The sequence below is a fragment of the Bittarella massiliensis (ex Durand et al. 2017) genome (genome assembly GCF_009876955.1).
GTDB lineage: Bacteria > Bacillota > Clostridia > Oscillospirales > Ruminococcaceae > Bittarella > Bittarella massiliensis.
The window spans coordinates 169,117-191,313 of the sequence record NZ_WWVY01000005.1; the positions used below are offsets into that span (position 1 = coordinate 169,117).

The window sequence follows — 22,197 nt, forward strand, 5'->3', positions numbered from 1 at the left end:
ACAAATAGGGGGAAGGTGCAGATGTCATCTATCAAAGAGCGGGCCAAGCAGCTAAAGGCCGACATCCCGGCCGTCTTCATCGCCCTTAAAGACAGGGAGACCCCCTTTTTCGCCAAGGCGCTCGCCGCCCTGACGGTGGGCTATGCCCTGTCGCCCATCGACCTCATCCCCGATTTCATTCCGGTGCTCGGGTATCTGGACGACCTCCTCCTGCTGCCGGCCCTGGTGGCCCTGACGGTCCGCTGCATCCCGGCCGACGTCTGGGCGCGGAGCAGGGAGCGCTCATCCAATATCTGGCAGGACGAAAAGCCCAAAAGGTGGTACTTCGCCCTCCCCGTCCTCCTGTTCTGGCTCCTCATCGCCTGGCTCGTCGTCAAGGCGGTGTGGCGCTAGGACTTTTTCCCACCGATCCCCGCCCCGCCCAGTGGGCAGAGAGGAGACTTTTATGAAACTTCTGTTCCGACAGCGCTTTTTCTCCTGGTTTGACAGCTACGACATCTACGACGAGTGGGGCGTCTCCCTCTTCACCGTAAAGGGGCAGCTCTCCTGGGGGCACCGGCTGGAAATTTACGACACCCAAGACCGGTATCTGGGGCAGGTCAAGGAGGAGGTGCTCACCGTTCTCCCCCGCTTCGCCCTCTATCTGGGAGAGCGCTGCATCGGCCAAATCAAGCGGGAGTTCACCCTCTTTCGCCCCTCCTACACCCTCGACTGCAATGGCTGGCGGGTGGAGGGGGACTGGCTGGGCTGGAACTACCAGGTGCTGGACGCCGCCGGGCGGGAGATCGCCCGGGTCTACAAAGAGCCGCTGCACTGGACCGACACCTATGTCATCGAGGTGGCCGAGCAGGGGAACGTGCTGCTGGCCCTGATGATCGTGCTGGCCATCGACGCGGCCAACTGCTCAAACGGGTGATGCCGCCCGGCACCGACACAGCACATCTCTGCACAGGTATATGGCGGGCCGCTCCGCCTCCGTCACCCTCCGCTACGAGGCGGCCTTTCGCGACGCCCACCCTTATATTCAGCTGGAGGACCCCCACCCCGACCTCGTCACCGGCGTCGGAGACTGAGGGTCTCCTCCGCCCCCTCTGAACTCCAAATCCTCTCCTCTCAGCGGCAATTTTCACAAAATGCCCCCAAAACAGCTGTTCTTTTTGGTTCAGCTGTTTTTTTGTTCCCCGTTTTCCTGTATAATGGGTTTATCTATCTGATCAAGACGAAGGAGGTCCCTGTCATGCGCACCGAACAGGAGATGTATCAGCTCATCCTCGATACCGCCCAAAGCGACCCGCGCGTCCGCCTGGTGGCCCTCAACGGCTCACGCGCCAACCCGCAGGCCCCCCGCGACGCCTTTCAGGACTTCGACGTGGTCTACTTTGTCACCGACATGGCCCCCTTCCTGGCCGACCCCGGCTGGATCGATGTATTCGGCGAGCGGGTCATCCTGCAGACCCCGGAGGACGGCGTCCTCTTTCCCCCTTCCCTGGGGGGCGCCTACACCTACTTGATGCTCTTTGCCGACGGCAACCGCATCGACCTGATGCTGCGCACCCTGGACATGCTGGACGGCTACCTCCAAGAGGACACCCAGACCGTCATCCTGCTGGACAAAGACGGCCGCTGCCCTCCCCTGCCCCCGCCGAGTGATCGCTGCCACTGGGTCAAGCGCCCCAGCCAGGCAGAGTTCTGGGCCTGCTGCAACGAGTTCTGGTGGCTCTCCCCCTACGTGCTCAAGGGCATCTGCCGGGGGGAGATCCTCTACGCCGCCGAACACCTGCACGCCCTGCACGGCGAACTGGTGCGGATGCTCAGCTGGCAGGTGGGCTGTCAGACCAGCTTTTCGGTGAGCACCGGCAAGTGCGGCAAGTACCTGGAGCAATACCTTCCCCCCGAGACCTGGCAGGCCCTGCTGGCGGCCTGCCGCTGTGACAGCTACCCCGCCTGCCGCCGGTCCCTCTTCGACCTGGGCCGCCTCTTCTCCCAGGCCGCAAGGGCGGTGGCCGCCGCCCTCGGCTACCCCTACCGGGAAGAGGAGGAGCGGCGGGTCACCGAGTACCTGCACCGCCTCCTGGACAGCCCCGCCGGGTGACTTATTCCCGGCCGGCCTCCATCCGAGCACCTCAAACAAAAAGTGGGAGCGTGTGATCATGCAACAGTGCAATCGGGGGCAGGGCCCCCTCTACCAGCTATACGAGGGATTTTTGGCCCTGCGCCCCCTCTTTTCAAGCGATTCCAGCCCCCGGCAGCGGGTGGGCTGCCTGGCCGAATTTGTGGGGCACTCTGTCCCGGTCTGCCGGGTGGCCTTTCTGCGGCTCGACAGCGCCCAAAAGCCCGCGGAGGCGGCCTTCTGGGGCGAGTCGCAGGAGGACAGCGCGGTGGAGGAGATGGTGCGGGACATCCTCGGCGGCCAGACGCCCCCCTACTCCCCCACCCTCCTCCCCATCGAGAGAGAGGGCGCCCTCCTGGGCTTCCTCTACCTGGGCAAGGCGCGGGAAAGGGGCCCCTGGACCGAGGGGGAACGGGCGGCCCTCGGATCGCTGGCCGACATCCTCTCCCTCTTCTTTGTCCAGCAGGGGCGGATGGACGACATCCGCCTGCAATCCTTCATCTTCGGCGCTCTGATGGACAGCTTGGAGGCCAACATCTACATCACCGACCCCCAGACCGACCGCATCCTCTACATGAACCGCACCATGAAAGAGGCGTTCTCCCTGAAAGAGCCGGAGGGGGCGATCTGCTGGCAGGTGCTGCAGTCCGGCCAGGAGGGGCGCTGCAAATTCTGCCCGGTGCAGCTGTTGCTGCAAGACCCCTCCGACAACCCCTCCTGCGTCTGGGAAGAGCACAACAGCCGCACCGGGCGCACCTACCAAAATTACGACAGCCTGGTGCAGTGGGTCGACGGCTCTCGGGTGCACCTGCAGCAGTCGCTGGACATCACCGAGCGCAAGGCCCTCTTCCAGGCCGCCTCCATCGACGAGCTGACGGGGGTGCGCAACCGCCGATCGGGCAAAAAGGCGCTGGTGCAGTCGGTCTGGGCGGCGCAGCGGGCCGCCCTCCCCCTGGTGGTGGGCTTTTACGACGTCAACTCCCTCAAGCAGATCAACGACCAGTACGGCCACCTGGAGGGCGACCGCGCCCTCCAACTCACCGCCCGGGCCGTCACCTCCCAACTGGACAGCGCCGATTACGCCTTCCGCCTCAGCGGGGACGAATTCTGCCTGGTGTTCTGGAACAGCGACGAGGCCGCCGCCCGGACCAAGATCGAGGCGGCCAAGGCCGCGCTGTCCGCCCTGGCGGAGGAGAACGGCCTCCCCTACCAGCCCGATTTCTGCTACGGGCTGGTGCAGGTGCCGCTGGACGAGGGGCTGGGGGCGGACGAACTCCTGGCCCGCGCCGACGAGCAGATGTACCGGCAGAAGCGGCTGCTGCACATCCAGCGGGCGGAGGAGCGGGCCGCCGTCGGCGAGACCGACGAGTCTGTCGAGGCCTTCACCTACGACAAGGACCGCCTCTACGACGCCCTGGTGCAGAGCACCGACGACTACGTCTACGTCTGCAACATGAAGACCGGCACCTTCCGCTATCCCCCGGCCATGGTGGAGGAGTTCGACCTCCCCTGCGAGGTGGTGAAAAATGCCGCCGCCGTCTGGGGCAGCCGCATCCACCCCCACGACAAACAGGCCTTTTTGGAGTCCAACCAGGAGATCGAGGACGGCCGCACCAGCTGCCACAACATCGAATACCGGGCCAAAAACCGCCGCGGCGAGTGGGTGTGGATGCGCTGCCGCGGCCATGTGGAGCGGGACGAGCAGGGAGAGCCCGTCCTCTTTGCCGGAACCATCGCCAACCTGGGGCGCAAAAACAAGATCGACCACGTGACGGGGCTGCTCAACAAGTTTGTCTTTGAGGAGGACGTCAACCACTTTTTGCAGGAGCGCCCGGACCAGAGCCTGAGCGTGATGGTCCTCGGCCTCGACGAGTTCAAGCGGGTCAACGACCTCTACGACCGGGTCTTTGGGGACGAGGTACTGCGGATCACCTCCCAAAAGATCCAGACCTTTCTCCCCTCCAACGCCACCGTCTACCGGCTGGACGGCGACGAGTTCGGGGTGATTTTCAGCGGGGGCGGCCGCGCGGCGCCGGAGCAGTTTTACAGCGCCCTGCGGGACGTCTTTTCCCGCCAGCAGGAGTTTTCCGGCCGCAGGTACTACTGCACCCTCTCGGCCGGCTCCGCCTTCTATCCCGACGACGGGAACAACTACCTCGACCTCTTCAAGTACGCCTCCTACTCCCTGGAACACGCCAAGGCGCGGGGGAAAAACCAGTTGGTCCCCTTCTCCCCCTCCATCCTCCTCTCCAAAGAGCGCAGCCTCGACTTGATCGAGCACCTGCGCACCAGCGTCGAGCGGGATTTTGAGGGCTTCTCCCTCGCCTTTCAGCCCCAGGTGGACGCCATGACCGGCGCCCTTCGCGGGGCCGAGGTGCTGGCCCGCTGGCAGTGCGCCGACTACGGCCCCGTCGGCCCCGGCGAATTCATCCCCCTCCTGGAGGAGAGCGGGCTCATCCACCCGGTGGGCCGCTGGATCTTCGCCAGCGCCATCCGCACCTGTTCCCGCTGGGTCGAGCGCCTGCCCGACTTCTCCCTTAGCATCAACCTCTCCTACCTGCAGCTGTCCCAGCCCGACTTTCTCCCCTTCGCCCGCCAGACCCTGCTGGACATGGGGGTGGACCCCGCCCACATCGTCTTGGAGCTGACCGAGAGCTACATCGCCTCCAGCGCCGACGCCATGTCCCAGACCTTTGAGGAGATCCGGAAGATGGGCATCCGCCTGGCCATGGACGACTTCGGGACCGGCTACTCCTCCCTCAACATCCTCAAGCGGGCGCCGGCGGACATCGTCAAAATCGACCGGGACTTTGTCAAGGGGATCCAAAACAGCCGCTTCGACGCCACCTTCATCCGCTTCATCGTCGCCCTCTGTCACGACGTGGGCATCCACGTCTGCCTGGAGGGGGTCGAGACCCAGGAGGAGTACCAGATCGTCCGCCCCATGGGGCTGGACACCATCCAGGGCTTTTACTTCGCCCGCCCCATGGCCCAGCAAGACTTTGAGCGCTGGGCCGCACTCGGCCGGCAGCAGCCCGGCAACTGACCGCGCGAAAGGAGGTTTCCCCCTTGTCCCCACTCCCGGTGTCCCTGTCGGCGCTGGCCGCCGCCCTCGCCCTGACGATTTTGGACGGGTGCGGGCGCATCGACCTCTGCCGGCGCTGGGTGCTGGCCCTCGCCCTGCCGGCGCTGCCGCACCTGCCGCTGCTCCTCTTCCTCCTCTGGGGATGGGCCGCTCCGCCCCTGGCCAAAGGGGCCTCCCTGGCCGCCCTCCTTCTCCTCTGGCTCTACGGGGCCGTCCGCCTCAGCGCCTTCCCCACCCGCGCGCGCCGGGACGGGGAGACCGCCCGGCTGCGGGTCCTCTGGGACGGGCGGTTTCTCACCATTGCGGGCATCTACGCCCTGCTGGCGCAGATCCCCATCTGGTTTTTCTACCCCCGGCTGGCTCGGTGGTTTTCCCTCCCCTGGCCGCTGGTGACAGCGGACATCGCCGTCTCCCTCCTCCTGGCCGCAGCGCTCTGCGCAAACGGGGTGCTGCGGGTCCTCTGCACCTCCAAATGGCTCAACCTGGTGCGCCGGGTGGTGGTCATCCTGCTCCTCCCCCTGCCGGTGATCGGCCTCTTCGCGGCCTGGTACCTCTGCCGGCAGGCCCGGTTTGAGTACGACCACGGCTGTCTCATGGAAGGGGTGCGCCGGGTGCGGGCCGAGTCCGACCTCTGCGCCACCCGCTACCCCATCCTCCTTCTGCACGGGGTGGGCTTTCGCGACCTGCGGCACTTCTGCTACTGGGGGCGCATCCCCAAGGAGCTCACCCGGCTGGGGGCCCGCCTCTACTACGGCAACCAGGAGGCCTGGGGGACGGTGGAGCAAAACGCCGCCGACATCCGCCAGCGGGTGCTCTCCATCCTGGCCGAGACCGGCAGCGAAAAGGTCAACATCATCGCCCACTCCAAGGGCGGGCTGGACGCCCGCTACATGATCAGCTGCCTGGGGATGGGGGCGCAGGTGGCCTCCCTGACCACCATCTCCACCCCCCACCGGGGCTCCCAGGTCATCGACCGGCTGGTGAAGATGCCCGACGGCCTCTACCGCGCCCTGGCGCGGGCAGTCGACCGGGTGTTCGCCAGACTGGGCGACACCCACCCCGACTTCTACACCGCCAGCCGGGAGTTCACCACCGCCTACGCCGCCCACCTGGCCCAAATCGCCCCCGACTGCCCCGGCGTCTACTACCAGAGCTGCGCCTCGGTGATGAAGGGGGCCCTCAGCGACATGGTCCTCGCCTTTCCCTACTGCGTGGTCAAGGCGGCGGAGGGGCCCAACGACGGGCTGGTGTCGGTCCCCTCGGCGGTCTGGGGCAACTTTTTGGGGGTCTTTCGCGCCGCCGGCTATCGGGGCATCTCCCACGGGGACGTCATCGACCTGCGGCGGGACGACTACCGCGGCTTCGACGTGCGGGAGGAGTACGTCAAACTGGTGGCCCGCCTGCGGGAGATGGGCTTTTGAAGTTTTATGTAGAGAGGGCGGGTCCTTTTGGAAAGGGCCTGCCCTTTCTTTTTCCCAGCGCTTTTGGTTTTGCCGTTTTTGGTGTATACTCATAGCGAAGAACACAATGATTTGGGAGGAACTGCCATGAAAGCGAGGATGATCCCCCAGGAGATCGCTCTCCTCTACCATTTGGGAAAGGGCACGCCCCGGGGCCGCCGGGTGCAGGAGGTGCTTGGCGACCTGGGCATCCCCTGTCGGGAGCTGGGGCCGGACGACCTCTGCCAGACCATCGGCTGGTGCGCCGGGCTGGCGGGGTACCAGCCCGCAGAGCCGCCCGCCCAGCCCCCCGCCCCGGTGCGGGAGGAGGCCATCTTGCTGGGGGGCCTGACCAAGGACCGGCTCAACCACCTGCTGGCCCAGCTAAAGGAGAGCGAGCTGACCATCGAGCTCAAGGCGGTCATCACCCCCTACAACCGGGAGTGGACCCTCTCCAAGCTCTTTTCTGAGCTGCAGGAGGAGCACCGCTTCTTTTTGCGGATCCAGCGCCTCACCCAGCTGACCGAACAGGCCGAGGCCCAGGCCGACGGGGACGCCGAACTGCGCGCTGCCGCCCTGGAGGGCCGCCGGATCTTGGAGGCCGACAAGGCCCCCGAACCCCTGACCCTGCAAAACGCCATCGAGGGGCTGGAAGCGGCCCTCTCCCGGCTGTGACCCATCCCGAGGGACTGGCCCGGCGCCTCTGCCGAGAGGAGCTGGGCCGGTCCCTTCTCGCCATCGAGGAGATCTGCGGCCTGGGCAGCGTCAACCGGGTCTTTGCGCTGCGCCTCGCCGGGGGCGAAAAGCTGCTCCTGCGGCTGCGGCCGGGGGCCCTCAGGGAGTATCAAAAGGAAGTCTGGTGCCTGCGCGCCGCCGAGGCAGCGGGCCTGCCGGTCCCTCGCCCCCTCCTCTGCGGGGCGGAGGGGGACACCGCCTACCTGGTGGAACAGTTTGTGGAGGGGCGGCCCGGCACCTCCCTCTCGGGGGAGGGGGCCCTCTCCCTCTGGCGGGAACTGGGGCGTTTCGCCCGGACGCTGCACCAAATCCCGGTGCAGGGCTTTGGGCTGGAGTGGGTGGGGGACAACCGCTTTTGCGATCCCTTCTCCCCCACTCTGGAGCGACAGATCGCCTACAACCTCTCCTGCCTGACAGAGGGCGACCCGGTGCTCGCCCTGGACGGCTATCCCCGCTCGGCACAGGGGCCGATCCGCCGGCTGTGGGCGGGGCTGGACCCCCGCCGCATCCCCCTAGGGCTCTGTCACGGGGACCTGTCGCCCCGCAACCTCCTCTGTGGGCCAGACGGCGTCACCTTGGTGGACTTTGGCTGTGCCGCGGTCCACGCCTGCCCCGACTACGAGGTCTCCTCCCTGGAGCGCCACTCGGGCGACCAGTGGCAGGCCTTTTTGGAGGGCTACGGCTGGAGCGAAGCCCGCTGGGCAGCCCACCGCCCCCGCTATGTGGCCCTTCTCCTGTTGCGGCGGATGGATACCCTGCGCTGGTATCTGGGCACCCTCCCCCCGGGGGAGATCGACCGCCAAGACCCCCGGCTGCAAGACTACCTGTCGCAGCTGCGGTCAGCCCTCGAGGCAGCCGCCCCCTATCTGGACTGACCCCCTCTGGTGGCGATTTTTCAGCCAGCAGGGGGCCGCGTACACACCCAAGGCGCGGGCGAGCAAGACCACCGATGAAGTGGCGGGCACCGGCCCGAAAAGGGCGTCACACGAGCCCGACCCCACGAGGGCGTCGAACTCGATTTACCGCCTCCCTCCCCGCCGCGGGCGTAAAAAGCGACGGCCATCGGCGATTCAAGACACCCGCTCGCGCCATCCCTCTCCAGAGAGCGCCTTCCTTTTCCCTCCCTCGGCACCTCCCTTGCAGAAGACCTCGCTCAAAGCATTCTACCCCCAGTAGAACCAGTCGATAACAGAAAGCCCTATGCCACAGCAATTTGTCCCCTAGCAGGGCTAAGGAATAGCAAAACGCCCCCTGCCAAAGCAACCTGTCCTCCGACAGAATCAGGGGGCGGCAGAAAACTCTCTGCCTAAGCAATTTCTCCCCTGGTAGGACCAGGGAACAGCAGGATCCCCCCGCCAAAGCAATTTGCCCCCTGACAAAATCAGGGAGCAGCAGAAGCTCCCCGCCAAAACAACTCGTCCTTCCGGCAGAACTGAGGAATAGCAGAAAGCCCTCTGCCAAAGCAATTTGTCCCTCAGCAGAACCGGGGGGAGACAGCCCCCCCGCCAAAGCAACGCGTCCCCTCTCCCCCGGCAGAACCAGTGGCCCTCAAAAAGCCGCAAACCAAAGCAGACTGCCCCCCCCGCCAAAACCAGGGTGCGGCCGCTAAAACGACAGAGAGGAACGGCCTGCCGCCCCAGAGCGGCAGGCCGTTCTTCTCCTTATCCGGGCGGGGGCTTTCCCACCGCCCCTGCCCAAAGACGGCAGGCAGGCGCACCCCTTTTTCGCTCCCCGCTGAAAAAGCCGGTCAAAACCGCTCCGCCTGTCCCCCTTGCGGCGGCCGCCGCGTCACGAGTAGAGCAGCAGCCCGGCCACCCCGCTCGCCAGCATGACGAGCATGGGGTTTGGCTTCCACCTTCGCAAAACCAGGAGGGCGACCGAAAAGATAGCCAGGGCCGTCCCGTTCAAAAGGGAGAAGGCGTCGGAAATGGGCACCGGCTGCGCCTCCCAAAGCGCCGTCAGGACGATCGTCGCCGCCGCCGAAACGATCAGCCCCAAAGAGGCCGACTTCAGCCCGTTCAACACCTCAAACACGTAGATCGAGCTCTGGTGCCTTTGAAAAAAGCGGTGCAGCAGCAGGCAGATGACGATACCGCAGAGGACGCAGCCGACCGTCGCCGCAACGGCCCCGGCGATTCCCCCCACCTGCAGCCCGACAAAGGTCGAGGTGTTGACGGCCAGGGGTCCCGGCGTCATCTGGGAAATGGTGATGATGTCGGTGAACATTTTGGAGCTGATCCAGCCGGAATTTGCCACCACCTGCTCGCGGATCAGGGGGATGATCGCATACCCGCCCCCAATGCTGAACAGGCCGATTTTGAGAAAGGTCCAAAACAGCCGCAAAATCGCGCTCACTGCACTCCCCTCCTCTTCCAGACAGCCCGCGCAATGCAGAGGAGGCAGCAGGCAAGCAGTATGTAGACGGCGCCGATTTGAAAGACAAAGTTTGCCAGAAAGGCAACCGGGATCATGGCGGTCAAAAAGGCGGACTTCTCCTTCACGATCATGGCGCACATGTCCACGATCAGGTCCACCATCAGCGCCGCCACCCCCGCCTCCATCCCCTTCAGCACGGCGGCCACCACCGCGTTGGCGATGAAAACCTTGTAAAAGGCGGACACGGCCCCGAGGATGAGGAGCGGGGGGAGGATGGCCGCAACGCAACTGACCAGCACGCCGCCCAAACCGGCCACCTGGTAGCCCGCCAGCGCCGAGAGGTTGATGGCGATCGCCCCGGGCGAGGACTGGGCAATGGCGGCCATGCTCATCAGCTCCTCCTCTGTAAAACACCGCTTTTTCTGCACAAAATACCGGCGCACCATCGGTACGACGATGTAGCCCCCTCCAAATGTAAAAGCGCTGATAAACAGATTGACGCCAAACAACCAGGCGTAGGTCCTTGTCCTTTGCTTCAAAAAAATCATCCTTTTTCGCGACGCGCAGCACACGAGAAATATAGCACTTGTTTTGCAATCTGTAAAATGATATAATTTTGTACATTCAATCATTTTTACTCATGTGTAGGGAGGGAAACCATGAACCTTCGCCATCTGGAAATCGTCGAGGCAGTCGCAGAGACCGGCTCCTTCACAGGGGCCGCCAAAAAGCTGTTCATCACCCAGTCGGCCGTTTCGCACGCCGTGGCGGAGCTGGAGGCGCAGGCGGGAACAGCCCTCTTTGACCGCCTGCCCAAAGGGGTCTCCATCACCCCCTGCGGCCGCTCTCTTCTGGAGGGCTCGCGGGGCATCCTGATTGCCTGCCGGAACCTGGACAGGCGAATGGCCCATCTGGAGGAGGATACCCCCCTCCACCTCGTCTCCAGCATTACCATCGCCACCTCTCTGCTCCCCGCCATCCTGGAGCGGTTTTGCGGGACATACCCCCACCTAAAGGTCTCCGCCAGGGTGGTGAGCGCGGACGCCGTCATCGACGTTTTGCGCCATGGGGATGCCGACATCGCCTTTTGGGAAGGCCCGGCCCCCAGAGAGGGGTTCGCCATCATCCCCCTGGGCTCCTACCGACTGAAAGCCGCCTGCTCCCCCCGTCTCTCCCTCCCCCGCCAGCCCCTTTCTCTGCCGCAGCTCTGCCAATACCCGCTGCTCCTGCGGGAGCGGGGAAGCGCCATCCGCGACACCTTTGACCGCCTCCTGGCGGCGGAAAGCCTCGCGGCAGAGCCCACCTGGGAGAGCGTCAACTCCCTCGCCCTGGTAAAGGCGGCGGAGGCGGGGCTCGGCGTCGCAGTCCTCCCGGAAAATCTCCTCTCGGAGCCGGTGTCGGCCGGGCGGCTCCAAGAGATCGAACTGCGCGCCGCGGCGATGGAAAACCAGATGTTTGCCATGTTTCACCAAAACCAGTACCTCACCAAACCCCTCCAACTCCTGCTGGACACCGTCCGAGATTGTCTCTCCCTCGAGCCACCCAGCCTGTAAAAGCCTCCCCCTTTTCTCCCCTTTGCACAGGGCAACAGCGCGGGGCGCACAGGGCGGCCGTTTCCCCGGCAGCCCGCCCCCCTTTTCCCCCTGCGACCGGCGGCGCGGAAACGCCGCCCGCCACCGGCCAAACACAAAGCGGGGGGATCCCTCTTTTTTCTGCCCTTTTTCCGCCGTTTGTGGTAAAATAGAAAGCGTATACAGCCAAAACACAGGTCACACTCTATTTTCGCCTTTCGTCGCCCCCCTCCACAGCCCCCGGCGAAAAGGAGCGGTTTGCCCCGGGCCGCCGCGCCCAGGGGAAAGGAGGACTGCGTCCATGCAGACCAAAGAAACCATCGTCTTTCCCGACTACCCCAACAGCCTGTTGGGGGCCATCTCCTCCGTCCTGCGCCACTACGGGGTGCAGGATACCCACGCCACCCTGCCCGAACTGGACCAGGCCCTGCAAAAAGGCCCCCGCAACGTGGTCTTTATGATCTTTGACGGCCTGGGGGTCGATATGCTCGAACACAACCTGGCCCCCGACGACTTCTTTCGCCGCCACCTGCGCCGGGAGCTGACCTCGGTCTACCCCTCCACCACTGCGGCGGCTACCACCACCTACAACTCCGGCCTCTCCCCGCTGGAACACGGCAGCCTCGGCTGGTCGCTCTACTTCAAGGAGTACTGCCGCTGCATCGACATCTTCCCCAACCAGGACAGCTTCTCCGGGGAGGAGATCGCCGGCGGCCGGGCAAACGACCGCTTCCTCTCCTACAAGACCATCTACGAGCGGATCGCCGAGGCCGGCAGCGGGGTGCACACCTACAACCTGCAGCCCTCCTTCATCCCCTTCCGGGAGGGGCCCCACACCCTGGTGCACGCCGACGACGTGCAGACCTACTGCGACACCATCGCCGAGATCTGCCGAAACGGCCAGCAAAACTTCATCTACGCCTACTGGTTCGAGCCCGACTCCACCATGCACAAACAGGGCTGCTACACCGACGGCATCAAGGAGATGGTCCGCCGCTTCAGCGCCCAGGTCGAGGCCATGTGCGCCCAGTTGGAGGACACCCTCCTCATCGTCTCGGCCGACCACGGCCTGCGGAATGTGGAGCCCCAGCCGGTCTACCTCAACGAGATCGAGGAGCTGGCCGAATGCCTGCTCCTCCCCCCCTCGATGGACGCCCGGGCCGCCTCCCTCTTTGTCCGCCCCGACCGAAAGGCCGACTTCCCCGCCCTCTTTCAAAAGCACCTGGGGGCGGATTTTCTCCTCCTCACCCGGGAGGAGGCCTTTGCCCGCCAGCTCTTTGGGCCGGGCCAGCCCCACCCCAAATCGCTGGATTTTGTGGGGGACTTTGTGGCCTGTGCCGTGGGGGACCGCTACCTCAAATACCGCACCCCCAACGCGCCGGACAAGGGCCACCTCTACTTCGGACACCACGCCGGTCTCACCGCCCCGGAGATGGTCATCCCCCTCATCCTCTGCGAAATGCCCTAGCCCGCCCTCCCCACAACCGTAAAAAAAGGAGTCTATCCATGCCAAAACCCACCCCGAAAAAAGGCGGACAAGCCCGCCGCAAAGGGCCTGCGCCCCACTCAAAAGGGCGACCAAATCCCCCGCAAAAGGGCAGGTCCGCCCCCGCAAAGGAGGGCCGCCAAGAGCTGCCCACCCAGGTCCTCACCTGCACCCGGCTGGACAGCCGGGGCCGGGGGCTCTGCCTCTGCCGCGGGCGGGAGATCGCCGTCGCCGGTCTCCTCCCGGGGGAGGTGGCCGAGGTGGCCCTTTCCCGCCGCTTCGGCGAGTACATCGGCGAGGTGCGCGCGCTGAAAAAGGCCGCCCTCCTGCGGCAAAAGCCCCCCTGCCCCTATGCCGACCGCTGCGGCGGCTGCCAGCTGCTGCAACTGCAGTACGAGGGGCAGCTGGCCGAAAAGGGGGCCCGGGCCGAGGCGTTGCTGGGCCGCTTTGGGCCGGTGGAGCCCATCCTCCCCGCACCCGACCCGCTGGGCTACCGCTGCAAGGCCCATCTGGCCGCCGGCAGGGACCGGGGCGGCCGCCCGGTCACCGGCATCTATCAGGAGCACAGCCACCGGCTGGTGCCGGTCAAGCACTGCCTGCTCCACCACCCCCTGGCCGACCGGATCATCGCCACCGTGCGGGAGTTGATGAAGCCCTTTCAAATCGCCCCCTTCGACGAGGACACCGGCGAGGGCTTTCTGCGCCACATCCTGGTGCGGGTCGGGCAGCAGACCGGCGAGGCGATGGTGGTGCTGGTGGCGGCCTACACCCTCTTTCCCGGGCAGGGCGGCTTTGTCCGCGCCCTGCGGGAGCGCCACCCGGAAATCAAGACGGTGGTTTTAAACGTCAACAACCGGGAGACCAGCGCCGTGCTGGGGGAGTACGAAAAGGTGCTCTACGGCCCCGGCTTCATCGAGGACGCCCTCTGCGGGATGCGCTTTCGCATCTCCCCCCGCTCCTTCTTCCAGGTCAACCCCCGCCAGACCGAGCGGCTCTACACCGCGGCGGTGGAGATGGCCGGTCTCACCGGCAGCGAGTCGGTGGTGGACGCCTACTGCGGCATCGGCACCATCGGGCTGCTCGCGGCGGGGCGGGCAAAGCAGGTGCTGGGCATCGAGCGCAACCGGGACGCGGTGCGCGACGCCGTCGGCAACGCCCGCAAAAACGGGGTCAAAAACGCCCGCTTCGTCGCCGCCGACGCCGGGGAGTACCTGGTGCGGATGGCGGAGGATGGGCAGCGGGCCGACGTGGTCTTTATGGACCCCGCCCGCGCCGGCAGCACCCCCGACTTTTTGGAGGCGCTGGCCGCCATCGCCCCCGCGAAGATCGTCTACATCTCCTGCAACCCCAAGACCCAGCAGCGGGACGTGGACGCCCTCTGCCGCACCGGCTACCGGGTGAGTCGCATCCAGCCGGTGGACATGTTCCCCCAGACGGCGCACCTGGAGACAATATGTTTATTGTCCAAAACCGATATTAAGCAACATATTGAAGTTGAGGTTAAAATAGACAAGCTGGATTTGACGGCTGCAAAGAATAAAATTTACTTATGATGAGATTAAGGTCTATATGCTTGGAAATCACGGGCTGAAGGTGTCAAACCTGTTTATCTCCCAAATCAAGAGTGGATTCAGAGTGGATGTGGGACAACACTATAACCTATCAAAAAAGGAAGTTGCGGTTCTGGAGGCGCTGTGAAATATCTCAATATGCTATAATAGCTAGAACCCTTTGAGCTCTAGCTATTTTCAAAAATCAAAATTTCATTGAACTTATCACGAATTCGTATGGGGAGATGCTTATGCCTGTACAGTGCGGCAAATTATTCGAGATGCTGATTGGTCGGGAAACGACCAAGAATCAGTTAGCTAAACAGGCTGGGATCAGTTTGAATATTATGAATTGCTTGAAGCGGGAGGAACGTATTGTCGAGCAAACCACTGAGAAAACCTGTATTTCTCTGGGCTGTCGTGCAGGTAATATCCTTGCGTTTATCCCGGAGTCCCAACAATGAGCTACCATAATAACAGAGAGGAGGCATACCGTGCAATTTGAAGAAAAACTAGATGTAATCGAAGAGAATATTTTCCAATATAACCGAAAACTGCTTGATATCCTCCTGAAAGATCGAACGACAAATAAGAATATTATCTGGGCAACCAGTGACTATATCTCCCATGGGGAGCTTTATGCAGCCACAGAGCAAATCTACGCCAATTTGATCACTGGCATTCATTCTAAGCTCATCCAGCCTCGTGTGGCCAAAGCTCATGAGCAAAAAAACAGCCGTACCAGAGATAAGGGCGAAGTTTTTACTCCTTCCTGGATATGCAATGCCCAGAACAATCTAGTAGACGAGTCTTGGTTCGGTCGTCCTGATGTGTTTAATATCCCGCAAGACAGCATTTAGACAGCAACGGAACACATTGTTTTTTCGGAGGATGAGCAATACACCTGGAAACATTATGTAGATGCACGAAGAATTGAGGTTTCCTGTGGTGAGGCCCCTTACCTGGTGAGCCGTTATGATACTGCGACCGGCGAGTCGATCGAACTTCTCTCCCGGATTGGTTTGCTTGATCGCAAGCTGCGTGTTGTGACCGAAAATGCCGCTGACGAAAAAGAATGGCTGAAATGGGCGTATCGAGCTTACGAAAGTGTTTACGGCTTTGAATTCCAAGGAGACAATTTGTTGCTTGCAAGGGAAAATCTGCTGTATACTTTTATTGACTATATGCGGTATGCGTTAAAACGCACCCCTACGCTCAATGAACTGAAAAAGGTGGCCACCATTGTTTCTTGGAATCTGTGGCAGATGGACGGTTTCACCTATGGACCACCGCTCTATGATATCCAAGAAGAAATGAATCAGCTTTCTCTGTTTGACTTTACGGAATCGAAAATGATGATCGTACAAAAGTCTGCACAGCCACGGTGCAAAATCAAGGACTGGCGGTCCAAAGTAATCGTGGAATACTACTCTTTGATAAAGAGGGAACGATAATGGAAACCGTATTTGGAATTTCTTTCGAGTACAAATTGATTTACGTTTTTGCTATCAATGATGAGGCTCATAAGGGGCTCTTAAAAATTGGTGATACGACGATCCAGTCAGATGCTTCTATTGATGCCCTGTTTCCCAATTGTAAGGCGCTGAATCAAGCAGCACTAAGCCGGATCAAGCAGTACACAAACACGGCGGGTATTTCTATTCAGCTCCTACATACCGAACTGGCTGTCCGTCTTGTCAGAGACAAAGATGGACAGCAGATATTGAAAGCCTTCCGAGACCACGATGTCCACCGGGTGCTTGAAAACTCCGGAATTCCTAAGAAAAAGCTGAAAAACTCCACTAGCAGAGAGTGGTTTGATGTGGGGCTGTCCACCGTTCTGAAAGCCATCGAGGCGGTGAAGAAATGTCAGCCCAACCTGTCTGGCATAGGTACAGTTACAGATTTTGCTCCCATTGTATTCCGCCCGGAGCAGGAAGAAGCCATTAAGAAAACGCTGAAGCAATTTAAAACCAGCAGCCGTATGCTCTGGAACGCAAAAATGCGTTTCGGAAAAACGCTCTCTGCCCTTCAAGTGGTCAGGGAGTCCGGTTTTGCCAAGACCATTATTGTTACCCACCGTCCCGTAGTAGATGACGGCTGGTATGAGGATTTTCAGAAGATTTTCTATAATATCGACGATTACACCTATGGCTCCAAAAGCCATGGGGCCACCATTGAATACCTGCTGAACAGCGGCAAAAAATTCGTCTACTTTGCGTCTATTCAGGACCTCCGTGGTTCCTCTACGGTTGGAGGCAAATTCGATAAAAATGATATTGTATTCTCTCTGGATTGGGATCTAGTCATCGTAGATGAGGCCCATGAAGGAACCACCACCGCCTTGGGCGATGAAGTAATCAAGAATCTGGTCAAGGAAGAAAACGACTATGACACCAAGTTCCTTGCCCTTTCTGGTACGCCTTTCAATATCCTCAAAGAATTTGATGACAACATCTACACCTGGGACTATGTGATGGAACAGCAGCACAAAGCCGAATGGGACGAGCTGCACTTTGGCGATTCCAACCCCTATGACGGGTTGCCGGAGCTGAAAATCTACACCTACGACCTGGGAAAAATTCTCACCGACAAGAGCTATGTTGAATTGGAAGATAAGGCGTTCAATTTCTGAGAGTTTTTTCGTGTCTGGACCGGAGATATAAAGCACGATCACAAGGCCGTGCCTACCAGCAGCCATATGGGAGATTTTGCTCACGAAAGCGATGTTTGGAGCTTTCTAAAGCTTATCACAAAGGACAATCCAGATAGTCACTATCCTTATGCCAACGAAGAATACCGCAATTTGTTCCGCCATGCTCTCTGGATAGTTCCTGGTGTAAAAGAAGCCAAAGCTCTGAGCAAACTGATGAAGAAACACCCGATCTTTGGCTGCGGTGCATTTGATGTTGTCAACGTGGCAGGAGATGGCGACGAAGAGGAACGCTTTGAAGATGCGCTCCAAAAGGTACGGCAAGCCATCAACGGTGCTGGAAATGACGGATACACCATTACCCTTTCCTGCGGCAAGCTGACCACCGGAGTCACGGTGCCAGAGTGGACAGCTGTGTTTATGCTAGCGGGATCGTTCTCCACCTCTGCCGCAAGCTATCTGCAAACCATCTTCCGGGTGCAGTCGCCCTGCAACAAGGACGGTAAAATCAAGCGTTGCTGTTATGTATTTGACTTTGCCCCTGACCGCACCTTGAAGATGGTGGCGGAATCTGTGGCTCTGTCCACAAAAGCAGGTAAGGCCAATGATTCTGATCGCCGAATTATGGGCGAGTTCCTGAACTATTGTCCGGTCATCGCGGTAGATGGCACAGTGATGAAAGCCTATGACACCAACCGTCTGCTCCAGCATTTGAAGCGGGCCTACGCGGAACGCGCGGTACAAAACGGCTTTGATGATACCAATCTCTATAACGATAAGTTGCTGCGTCTGGAAGCACTGGATATTGAGAGGTTTAATACGCTAAAAGGTATTGTCGGTACATCCAAAGCGGCACCAAAGACCAAGGAGATCGACATTAATGCCCAAGGCTTTTCGGATGAAAAATACGAAGAGCTAAGCCGCATTGAGAAAAAGGCCAAGCGGGAACGCACACCGGATGAAGAAAAACTCTTGCAAGAGATGAAGGAAAAGCAGAAGCTCAAAAATAGTGCAATTTCTATCCTACGGGGAATTTCTATTCGTATGCCACTGCTGATTTACGGTGCGGATATTCCCATTGACGAAAATATCACCATAGAAAAACTGGTGGATATCGTGGACGATTCCTCCTGGGATGAATTTATGCCTTCCGGTGTAACCAAAGGACTGTTCAAAAGTTTCATCAAATACTATGACCCAGAAATCTTTGTGGCTGCCGGTCGCCGGATTCGTGCTATAGTACGCAGCGCCGATGAGCTTCCTCCCACAGAGCGGGTCAAAAAAATTGCGCAGCTGTTCGCATGTTTCAAAAACCCGGACAAGGAAACCATTTTAACCCCGTGGCGGGTAGTGAATATGCACATGAGTGACTGTCTGGGCGGCTATGACTTTTATGACGAGACTCACGAGCAGATGATGGACAATCCCCGATTTGTAGACCGTGGCAAGGTGACAGCTGATACCTTTTCAAACGCCAGCGCCCGCGTTTTGGAGATCAACTCCAAAACGGGTCTATATCCATTGTATATCACATACAGCATTTTCCGTAGTCGGTGTGCCGCCTGTTCCGAAGAGGAGCTTGATGATTCTAAATTGCATCAATTTTGGGATACAACTGTACGAGAAAATGTATTTGTAATTTGTAAAACCCCCATGGCCAAGCAGATTACTCGGCGCACACTGGTGGGGTATCGAAACATTCCGGTGAATACCCATTATTTCGACGATCTGATCAATATGATGAAGAATAAGCCTCGGCAGTTTGTTGACCGGATACTGAAACCCAGCTATTGGAATCAGGAAGGGGTGAAAACCATGAAATTTGACGCCGTAGTAGGCAATCCGCCATATCAACTGGAAACGGGCAGTACCAGCCGTCAGGCTATACCAATTTACAATATCTTCGTGGAGCAGGCGAAAGCGCTCTCTCCAAAATACTTGTCAATGATTATGCCGTCTCGCTGGTTTGCGGGTGGAATGGGACTCGACCAATTCAGAAACAATATGATGAATGATAGTCACATTAGTAAAATTGTTGACTATGTGAATGCTAAAGACTGCTTTCCGCAAATTGGAATTTAACTATCTAATCCTCAAAAACCATTGATTTTTCAAGGCTTCACGCCTGTTTTTCATTCAAACCTTATCTGTTTGCCCTTGTTTTTGCCCTTACGAGCCGAAACAAGGGCAACTTTTTATTCCCCGCCGACCACCTTATCCAGCAGCCTTGCGGAAGTGCGCTTCGCTTCCCTTGTAGAGTGAGCGTAGATGTTCATTGTGGTACTGACATCGGAGTGTCCGAGAAGTTCCTGCACATCTTTCGGCTTTGCGCCGCCGGAAAGCAGATTGCTTGTGTAGGTGTGACGGAGCGTGTGGAAATGGAAATCTTCAAGCCCTTTCACTTTCTTCTTTGCCGCCCTGCACATAATCCCTACCGTACTCGGCGCTTCATACGCCCCGTCTGCTCTCAGGCAGACAAAGGAGATTTCCTTGTAATCCTCCGGGACTTCCTCTGTCCTTTGCAGGCTGTAAACCTCATAATAGGTGCGCCCTTTTTCCTTTACTTCTTTGTAGTAGTTCAGGTGATAAAACTCCCCGTAGCGGAAACGGTTTTTGCGCTGTTCTGTTCTCGCCGCCCGCAGGATTGCCGCCAGCGTGTCGCAGAAATCAACGGTGCGGACTTTGCTCCGTTTTGTCGTTCCCACTTCGGTTGTGTGCCTTGTTCCGTTATAGCGCATGCTTCGGCGTACCGTGAGATATTGTTCCTCAAGGTTAATATCCTGCCAAGTCAAGCCGCATACTTCCCCGATACGAAGCCCCGTGTAGTACGCTATCTGCACAGGCAGCAAGGCGGGATTATCTTTTGCCTTGAGAAATTCCTCCAGCTTTTGGAACTGTTCATGGGTGATAGTAGGAATACTGGAAGTATCTTCCTCACTGTCCGAGAAAATATCCGTTTCCTGCTTCCTGCCCCTCAGCTTCACATACTGCATAGGGTTAAAGGTAATCAGTTTTTTCGGGAAAACCGCAAAGCGGAAGGAATTTTGCAACACCGCCGAGAACAGGAGCATATATCCTTTGCTCATGGGCTTTGAAGTTGTCCCGTCCGGGTTTGTCCCACCGTAGCTCAGAAAATCAATGAACGCCTGCAAATGGTCGGCGGTCACGGTTTTCAGCTTGCGTTTGCCAATGGGATATTGCTTGATACGGTTGACCGTTCCCTGATAGGACATGACCGTCCCGTTGCTTAAGTTGCCGGGTTTCAGTTCTTCCTCTACCCACATATCCAGCATATCGCCTACCGTGATGTTTTCCGCTTTCCCGACAAACTGCTTTTCCTCATAGTCCGCTATCGCTTTGCGGAGCATGGCTTCTGTTTCCGCCTTGCTCTCTGTGCCTGCAAACTCTTTCTGCACTTTTCTGCCGCTTTCATCTTCAATATAAAAGCGTCCGTACCACTTTTTGCCTTTCTTTCTTACAGAACCTTTTGCCATAGATAAAAAACTCCTTTCTATCCGTGGCAATCGGGACTGTGACATATGGTGTGCGTAAAGTAATTGTGTCACTTCCGCCAGTGAAAGTCAACTGGCGTCTTTACTTGTCAAGGTGCCACGGAATTTTCTTTTTCGGAAAGCCTTTCTTCGGCTTCCTCCACTATCCCGAAAAGTGCGCCCATCGACATTCTTGTGCGCCCCTCATCGTGGATATGTAAAATCCCGTCTAAAAACCGTTTCATATCCTCAATCGGTACTTCCATCTTCTTGCGGTATACCTGTTCCATGATTGCCCCGGACTCTATGGCGTACCGTCCAAGAGACTCTTTCAGCCCTTTGTCCTCCGCCACACGGTCAACTTCCTCCATAGCATCAGCAAAGTAGCAGGTCATAACCGTATACAGGTCAACCATCTTGCCGAGAAATGTCGTGAGAAGCTGCTGGTGCGGCTCGCCCTTTACTGTATAGGAAACTGTGTCCAGATATTTCCTGATGTGTTCCTCAATATCCCGCTGGCAAAGAGTATAGGTGTCATATTCCTTATCATCGGAAAGACCTGTCAGCCATTCGGGAGTTGTGAGCAACGCTTCCGCAAGACCGTTGATAACCATTGTGCGCTTCGGATCAACTCCGTCCGCTTCATACCGCTGAATGGTGGATTTGTTCACGCCTACACGCCTGCCAAGTTCCGGCATGGTAATGTTTAACTCTGTGCGGCGTTCCTTAATCCTCCTACCGACCTGTTTTGCGGTGAATGTGGTTTCTTTTTTCAAGGTGTTCACCTCCTGACTGGTATCAGTATAACACGCCGATACTTATTTTGCAACCTTTATCTCAATGAAAGTTGTAAATAAACTATGAATGGTTGCAAAATAGGTTGACAAGAGATGGCAGAATAAGTATAATGATAAAACAGTAGTTGCAAAATGAGTATTCTAAAAGGAGGTTGATAGAATGAGCGCAGTCAAAATGGGACTTACCATAGAGGAAGCCGCAGAATGTACGGGTATCGGCAGGAACACCATGCGGAAGCTGGTGGAATGGGGAAAGCTGCCCGTCCTCAAAGTGGGGCGCAAGACCATTATCCGCAGGGACACGCTGGAACGGTTTCTGACGGTCAATCAGGGAAGAAATCTTCTGAAGCCCGATGATGTCCGCAGAGTGGAATGACCATCCATTCTCTTTTCGGAAAGTAACCCTAAGCCCTCGGCGTTTGAGAGCGAAATACACCCCTCGCACAAATCTTCGATTTGTACTCCGGGTATTTCGCCCTTGCAGGGGGCTTCCGTATCAACCGCCTGCGGCGTATGATACGGGGCTGTCACCGCTGCCGCAGCGACAGCCACAACCGTAAACGGTTGCAAAAAAAGGACGCACCTTGACAACAGAAAACGGAGATGATGTATGCCGAGACACAGTTTTATCCAGATGTCAAAACTGCCCAATGTCAAAGGGCGAATATCGTATATTACAAGCCATGCAAGGCAGGAAAATCTCTATGCCACCTACCGCACCGCCGACAGCACCTTTTGGAGCAACCTTGCAAGGGAAAGCCAGCAGGAGTTTCAGCGCAGCGGCACAGAGGGCAAATGTATCGAAGCAAGGGAACTGATTATCGCCTTGCCCGAAATCTATACGCAATACGAGCCGCAGCAGGTACTCACGGACTTTACAGAGGAGTTCCGCAGGCGGTACGGT

At 58.9% G+C, this 22,197-nt stretch carries 20 protein-coding genes and 1 pseudogene; 17 read left to right on the forward strand and 4 right to left on the reverse strand.

The genetic code is table 11. The annotated features are described in order from the left end of the window. The first annotated feature begins 21 nt into the window (after positions 1-21). The 7 genes from GT748_RS07870 to GT748_RS07900 all read left to right on the forward strand — a co-directional run bounded on the left by GT748_RS07870 (position 22) and on the right by GT748_RS07900 (position 8,244). Positions 22-393 (forward strand): YkvA family protein, encoded by a 372-nt coding sequence (locus tag GT748_RS07870; protein ID WP_021658967.1) that lies wholly within the window; start codon positions 22-24, stop codon positions 391-393. Positions 394-445: 52 nt separating this feature from the next. Continuing rightward, positions 446-916 carry an LURP-one-related/scramblase family protein gene (locus tag GT748_RS07875; protein WP_021658966.1) on the forward strand — a complete coding sequence of 157 codons (471 nt, stop codon included), beginning with the start codon at positions 446-448 and terminating at the stop codon, positions 914-916. A gap of 321 nt (positions 917-1,237) precedes the next feature. Beyond that, positions 1,238-2,092 (forward strand): aminoglycoside 6-adenylyltransferase, encoded by an 855-nt coding sequence (locus GT748_RS07880; protein WP_044992242.1) that lies wholly within the window; start codon positions 1,238-1,240, stop codon positions 2,090-2,092. A 58-nt stretch (positions 2,093-2,150) separates the two neighbouring features. Then, positions 2,151-5,156, forward strand: a complete 3,006-nt coding sequence (locus GT748_RS07885; protein WP_021658964.1) for an EAL domain-containing protein — start codon at positions 2,151-2,153, stop codon at positions 5,154-5,156. Positions 5,157-5,179: 23 nt separating this feature from the next. After that, positions 5,180-6,616 carry an esterase/lipase family protein gene (locus GT748_RS07890; protein ID WP_044992240.1) on the forward strand — a complete coding sequence of 479 codons (1,437 nt, stop codon included), beginning with the start codon at positions 5,180-5,182 and terminating at the stop codon, positions 6,614-6,616. Between the two features lie 126 nt (positions 6,617-6,742). Next, positions 6,743-7,309, forward strand: coding sequence for a DUF3783 domain-containing protein (locus GT748_RS07895; RefSeq protein ID WP_021658962.1), 567 nt, complete (start codon positions 6,743-6,745; stop codon positions 7,307-7,309). Further along, positions 7,306-8,244, forward strand: a complete 939-nt coding sequence (locus GT748_RS07900) for a phosphotransferase family protein (protein WP_021658961.1) — start codon at positions 7,306-7,308, stop codon at positions 8,242-8,244. The genes GT748_RS07895 and GT748_RS07900 overlap by 4 nt, the downstream gene beginning before the upstream one ends. Before the next feature lie 913 nt (positions 8,245-9,157). Here GT748_RS07900 and GT748_RS07905 read toward each other — a convergent pair. Further along, complete coding sequence (locus GT748_RS07905) at positions 9,158-9,724, reverse strand: chromate transporter (protein ID WP_161213414.1); 567 nt, start codon at positions 9,722-9,724, stop codon at positions 9,158-9,160. Next, on the reverse strand, positions 9,721-10,293 hold the full coding sequence (locus tag GT748_RS07910) for a chromate transporter (RefSeq protein WP_021658958.1): 573 nt from the start codon (positions 10,291-10,293) through the stop codon (positions 9,721-9,723). The genes GT748_RS07905 and GT748_RS07910 overlap by 4 nt, the downstream gene beginning before the upstream one ends. 111 nt (positions 10,294-10,404) lie before the next feature. Between GT748_RS07910 and GT748_RS07915 the strand changes: the two genes are divergently transcribed. The 8 genes from GT748_RS07915 to GT748_RS15995 all read left to right on the forward strand — a co-directional run bounded on the left by GT748_RS07915 (position 10,405) and on the right by GT748_RS15995 (position 19,087). Next, on the forward strand, positions 10,405-11,298 hold the full coding sequence (locus GT748_RS07915) for a LysR family transcriptional regulator (RefSeq protein WP_021658957.1): 894 nt from the start codon (positions 10,405-10,407) through the stop codon (positions 11,296-11,298). Between the two features lie 319 nt (positions 11,299-11,617). Continuing rightward, positions 11,618-12,784 (forward strand): alkaline phosphatase family protein, encoded by a 1,167-nt coding sequence (locus tag GT748_RS07920; protein WP_021658956.1) that lies wholly within the window; start codon positions 11,618-11,620, stop codon positions 12,782-12,784. 38 nt (positions 12,785-12,822) lie between these two features. After that, the gene (rlmD, locus tag GT748_RS07925; RefSeq protein ID WP_021658955.1) at positions 12,823-14,355 is read left to right on the forward strand and encodes a 23S rRNA (uracil(1939)-C(5))-methyltransferase RlmD; all 1,533 of its coding nucleotides are present in this window, start codon (positions 12,823-12,825) and stop codon (positions 14,353-14,355) included. A 278-nt stretch (positions 14,356-14,633) separates the two neighbouring features. Continuing rightward, positions 14,634-14,816 carry a helix-turn-helix domain-containing protein gene (locus GT748_RS07930; RefSeq protein WP_243148073.1) on the forward strand — a complete coding sequence of 61 codons (183 nt, stop codon included), beginning with the start codon at positions 14,634-14,636 and terminating at the stop codon, positions 14,814-14,816. Between the two features lie 30 nt (positions 14,817-14,846). Beyond that, positions 14,847-15,212, forward strand: a complete 366-nt coding sequence (locus GT748_RS15505) for a hypothetical protein (RefSeq protein ID WP_243148049.1) — start codon at positions 14,847-14,849, stop codon at positions 15,210-15,212. A gap of 105 nt (positions 15,213-15,317) precedes the next feature. Further along, positions 15,318-15,806 (forward strand): hypothetical protein, encoded by a 489-nt coding sequence (locus tag GT748_RS15510; protein ID WP_021658950.1) that lies wholly within the window; start codon positions 15,318-15,320, stop codon positions 15,804-15,806. Then, positions 15,806-16,987, forward strand: a complete 1,182-nt coding sequence (locus GT748_RS07940) for a DEAD/DEAH box helicase (protein ID WP_021658949.1) — start codon at positions 15,806-15,808, stop codon at positions 16,985-16,987. The genes GT748_RS15510 and GT748_RS07940 overlap by 1 nt, the downstream gene beginning before the upstream one ends. 48 nt (positions 16,988-17,035) lie before the next feature. Continuing rightward, entirely contained in the window at positions 17,036-19,087 is a 2,052-nt protein-coding gene (locus GT748_RS15995) for an Eco57I restriction-modification methylase domain-containing protein (RefSeq protein ID WP_161213415.1), read from the forward strand. A gap of 113 nt (positions 19,088-19,200) precedes the next feature. On the opposite strand, the gene GT748_RS07950 is transcribed toward GT748_RS15995, so the two are convergent. Both GT748_RS07950 and GT748_RS07955 read right to left on the reverse strand, forming a co-directional pair. Further along, entirely contained in the window at positions 19,201-20,499 is a 1,299-nt protein-coding gene (locus tag GT748_RS07950) for a tyrosine-type recombinase/integrase (RefSeq protein ID WP_002586625.1), read from the reverse strand. Positions 20,500-20,606: 107 nt separating this feature from the next. Then, positions 20,607-21,281 carry a helix-turn-helix domain-containing protein gene (locus GT748_RS07955; protein WP_225363674.1) on the reverse strand — a complete coding sequence of 225 codons (675 nt, stop codon included), beginning with the start codon at positions 21,279-21,281 and terminating at the stop codon, positions 20,607-20,609. Positions 21,282-21,453: 172 nt separating this feature from the next. On the opposite strand from GT748_RS07955, the gene GT748_RS07960 reads away from it, so the two are divergent. Both GT748_RS07960 and GT748_RS07965 read left to right on the forward strand, forming a co-directional pair. Further along, positions 21,454-21,669: a helix-turn-helix domain-containing protein gene (locus GT748_RS07960; RefSeq protein ID WP_002586623.1), complete on the forward strand. Its 216-nt coding sequence runs from the start codon at positions 21,454-21,456 to the stop codon at positions 21,667-21,669. 234 nt (positions 21,670-21,903) lie between these two features. Next, positions 21,904-22,197: pseudogene (locus GT748_RS07965) on the forward strand (MobA/MobL family protein); the annotation flags it as partial.

Excerpts from the sequence above, each read along its gene's own strand:
- GT748_RS07870 (WP_021658967.1), top strand. The coding sequence starts at position 22 with ATGTCATCTATCAAAGAGCGGGCCAAGCAGCTAAAGGCCGACATCCCG.
- GT748_RS07875 (WP_021658966.1), top strand. The coding sequence starts at position 446 with ATGAAACTTCTGTTCCGACAGCGCTTTTTCTCCTGGTTTGACAGCTAC.
- GT748_RS07880 (WP_044992242.1), top strand. The coding sequence starts at position 1,238 with ATGCGCACCGAACAGGAGATGTATCAGCTCATCCTCGATACCGCCCAA.
- GT748_RS07885 (WP_021658964.1), top strand. The coding sequence starts at position 2,151 with ATGCAACAGTGCAATCGGGGGCAGGGCCCCCTCTACCAGCTATACGAG.
- GT748_RS07895 (WP_021658962.1), top strand. The coding sequence starts at position 6,743 with ATGAAAGCGAGGATGATCCCCCAGGAGATCGCTCTCCTCTACCATTTG.
- GT748_RS07910 (WP_021658958.1), bottom strand. The coding sequence starts at position 10,293 with ATGATTTTTTTGAAGCAAAGGACAAGGACCTACGCCTGGTTGTTTGGC.
- GT748_RS07915 (WP_021658957.1), top strand. The coding sequence starts at position 10,405 with ATGAACCTTCGCCATCTGGAAATCGTCGAGGCAGTCGCAGAGACCGGC.
- GT748_RS07920 (WP_021658956.1), top strand. The coding sequence starts at position 11,618 with ATGCAGACCAAAGAAACCATCGTCTTTCCCGACTACCCCAACAGCCTG.
- rlmD (WP_021658955.1), top strand. The coding sequence starts at position 12,823 with ATGCCAAAACCCACCCCGAAAAAAGGCGGACAAGCCCGCCGCAAAGGG.
- GT748_RS07930 (WP_243148073.1), top strand. The coding sequence starts at position 14,634 with ATGCTGATTGGTCGGGAAACGACCAAGAATCAGTTAGCTAAACAGGCT.
- GT748_RS07940 (WP_021658949.1), top strand. The coding sequence starts at position 15,806 with ATGGAAACCGTATTTGGAATTTCTTTCGAGTACAAATTGATTTACGTT.
- GT748_RS07950 (WP_002586625.1), bottom strand. The coding sequence starts at position 20,499 with ATGGCAAAAGGTTCTGTAAGAAAGAAAGGCAAAAAGTGGTACGGACGC.
- GT748_RS07960 (WP_002586623.1), top strand. The coding sequence starts at position 21,454 with ATGAGCGCAGTCAAAATGGGACTTACCATAGAGGAAGCCGCAGAATGT.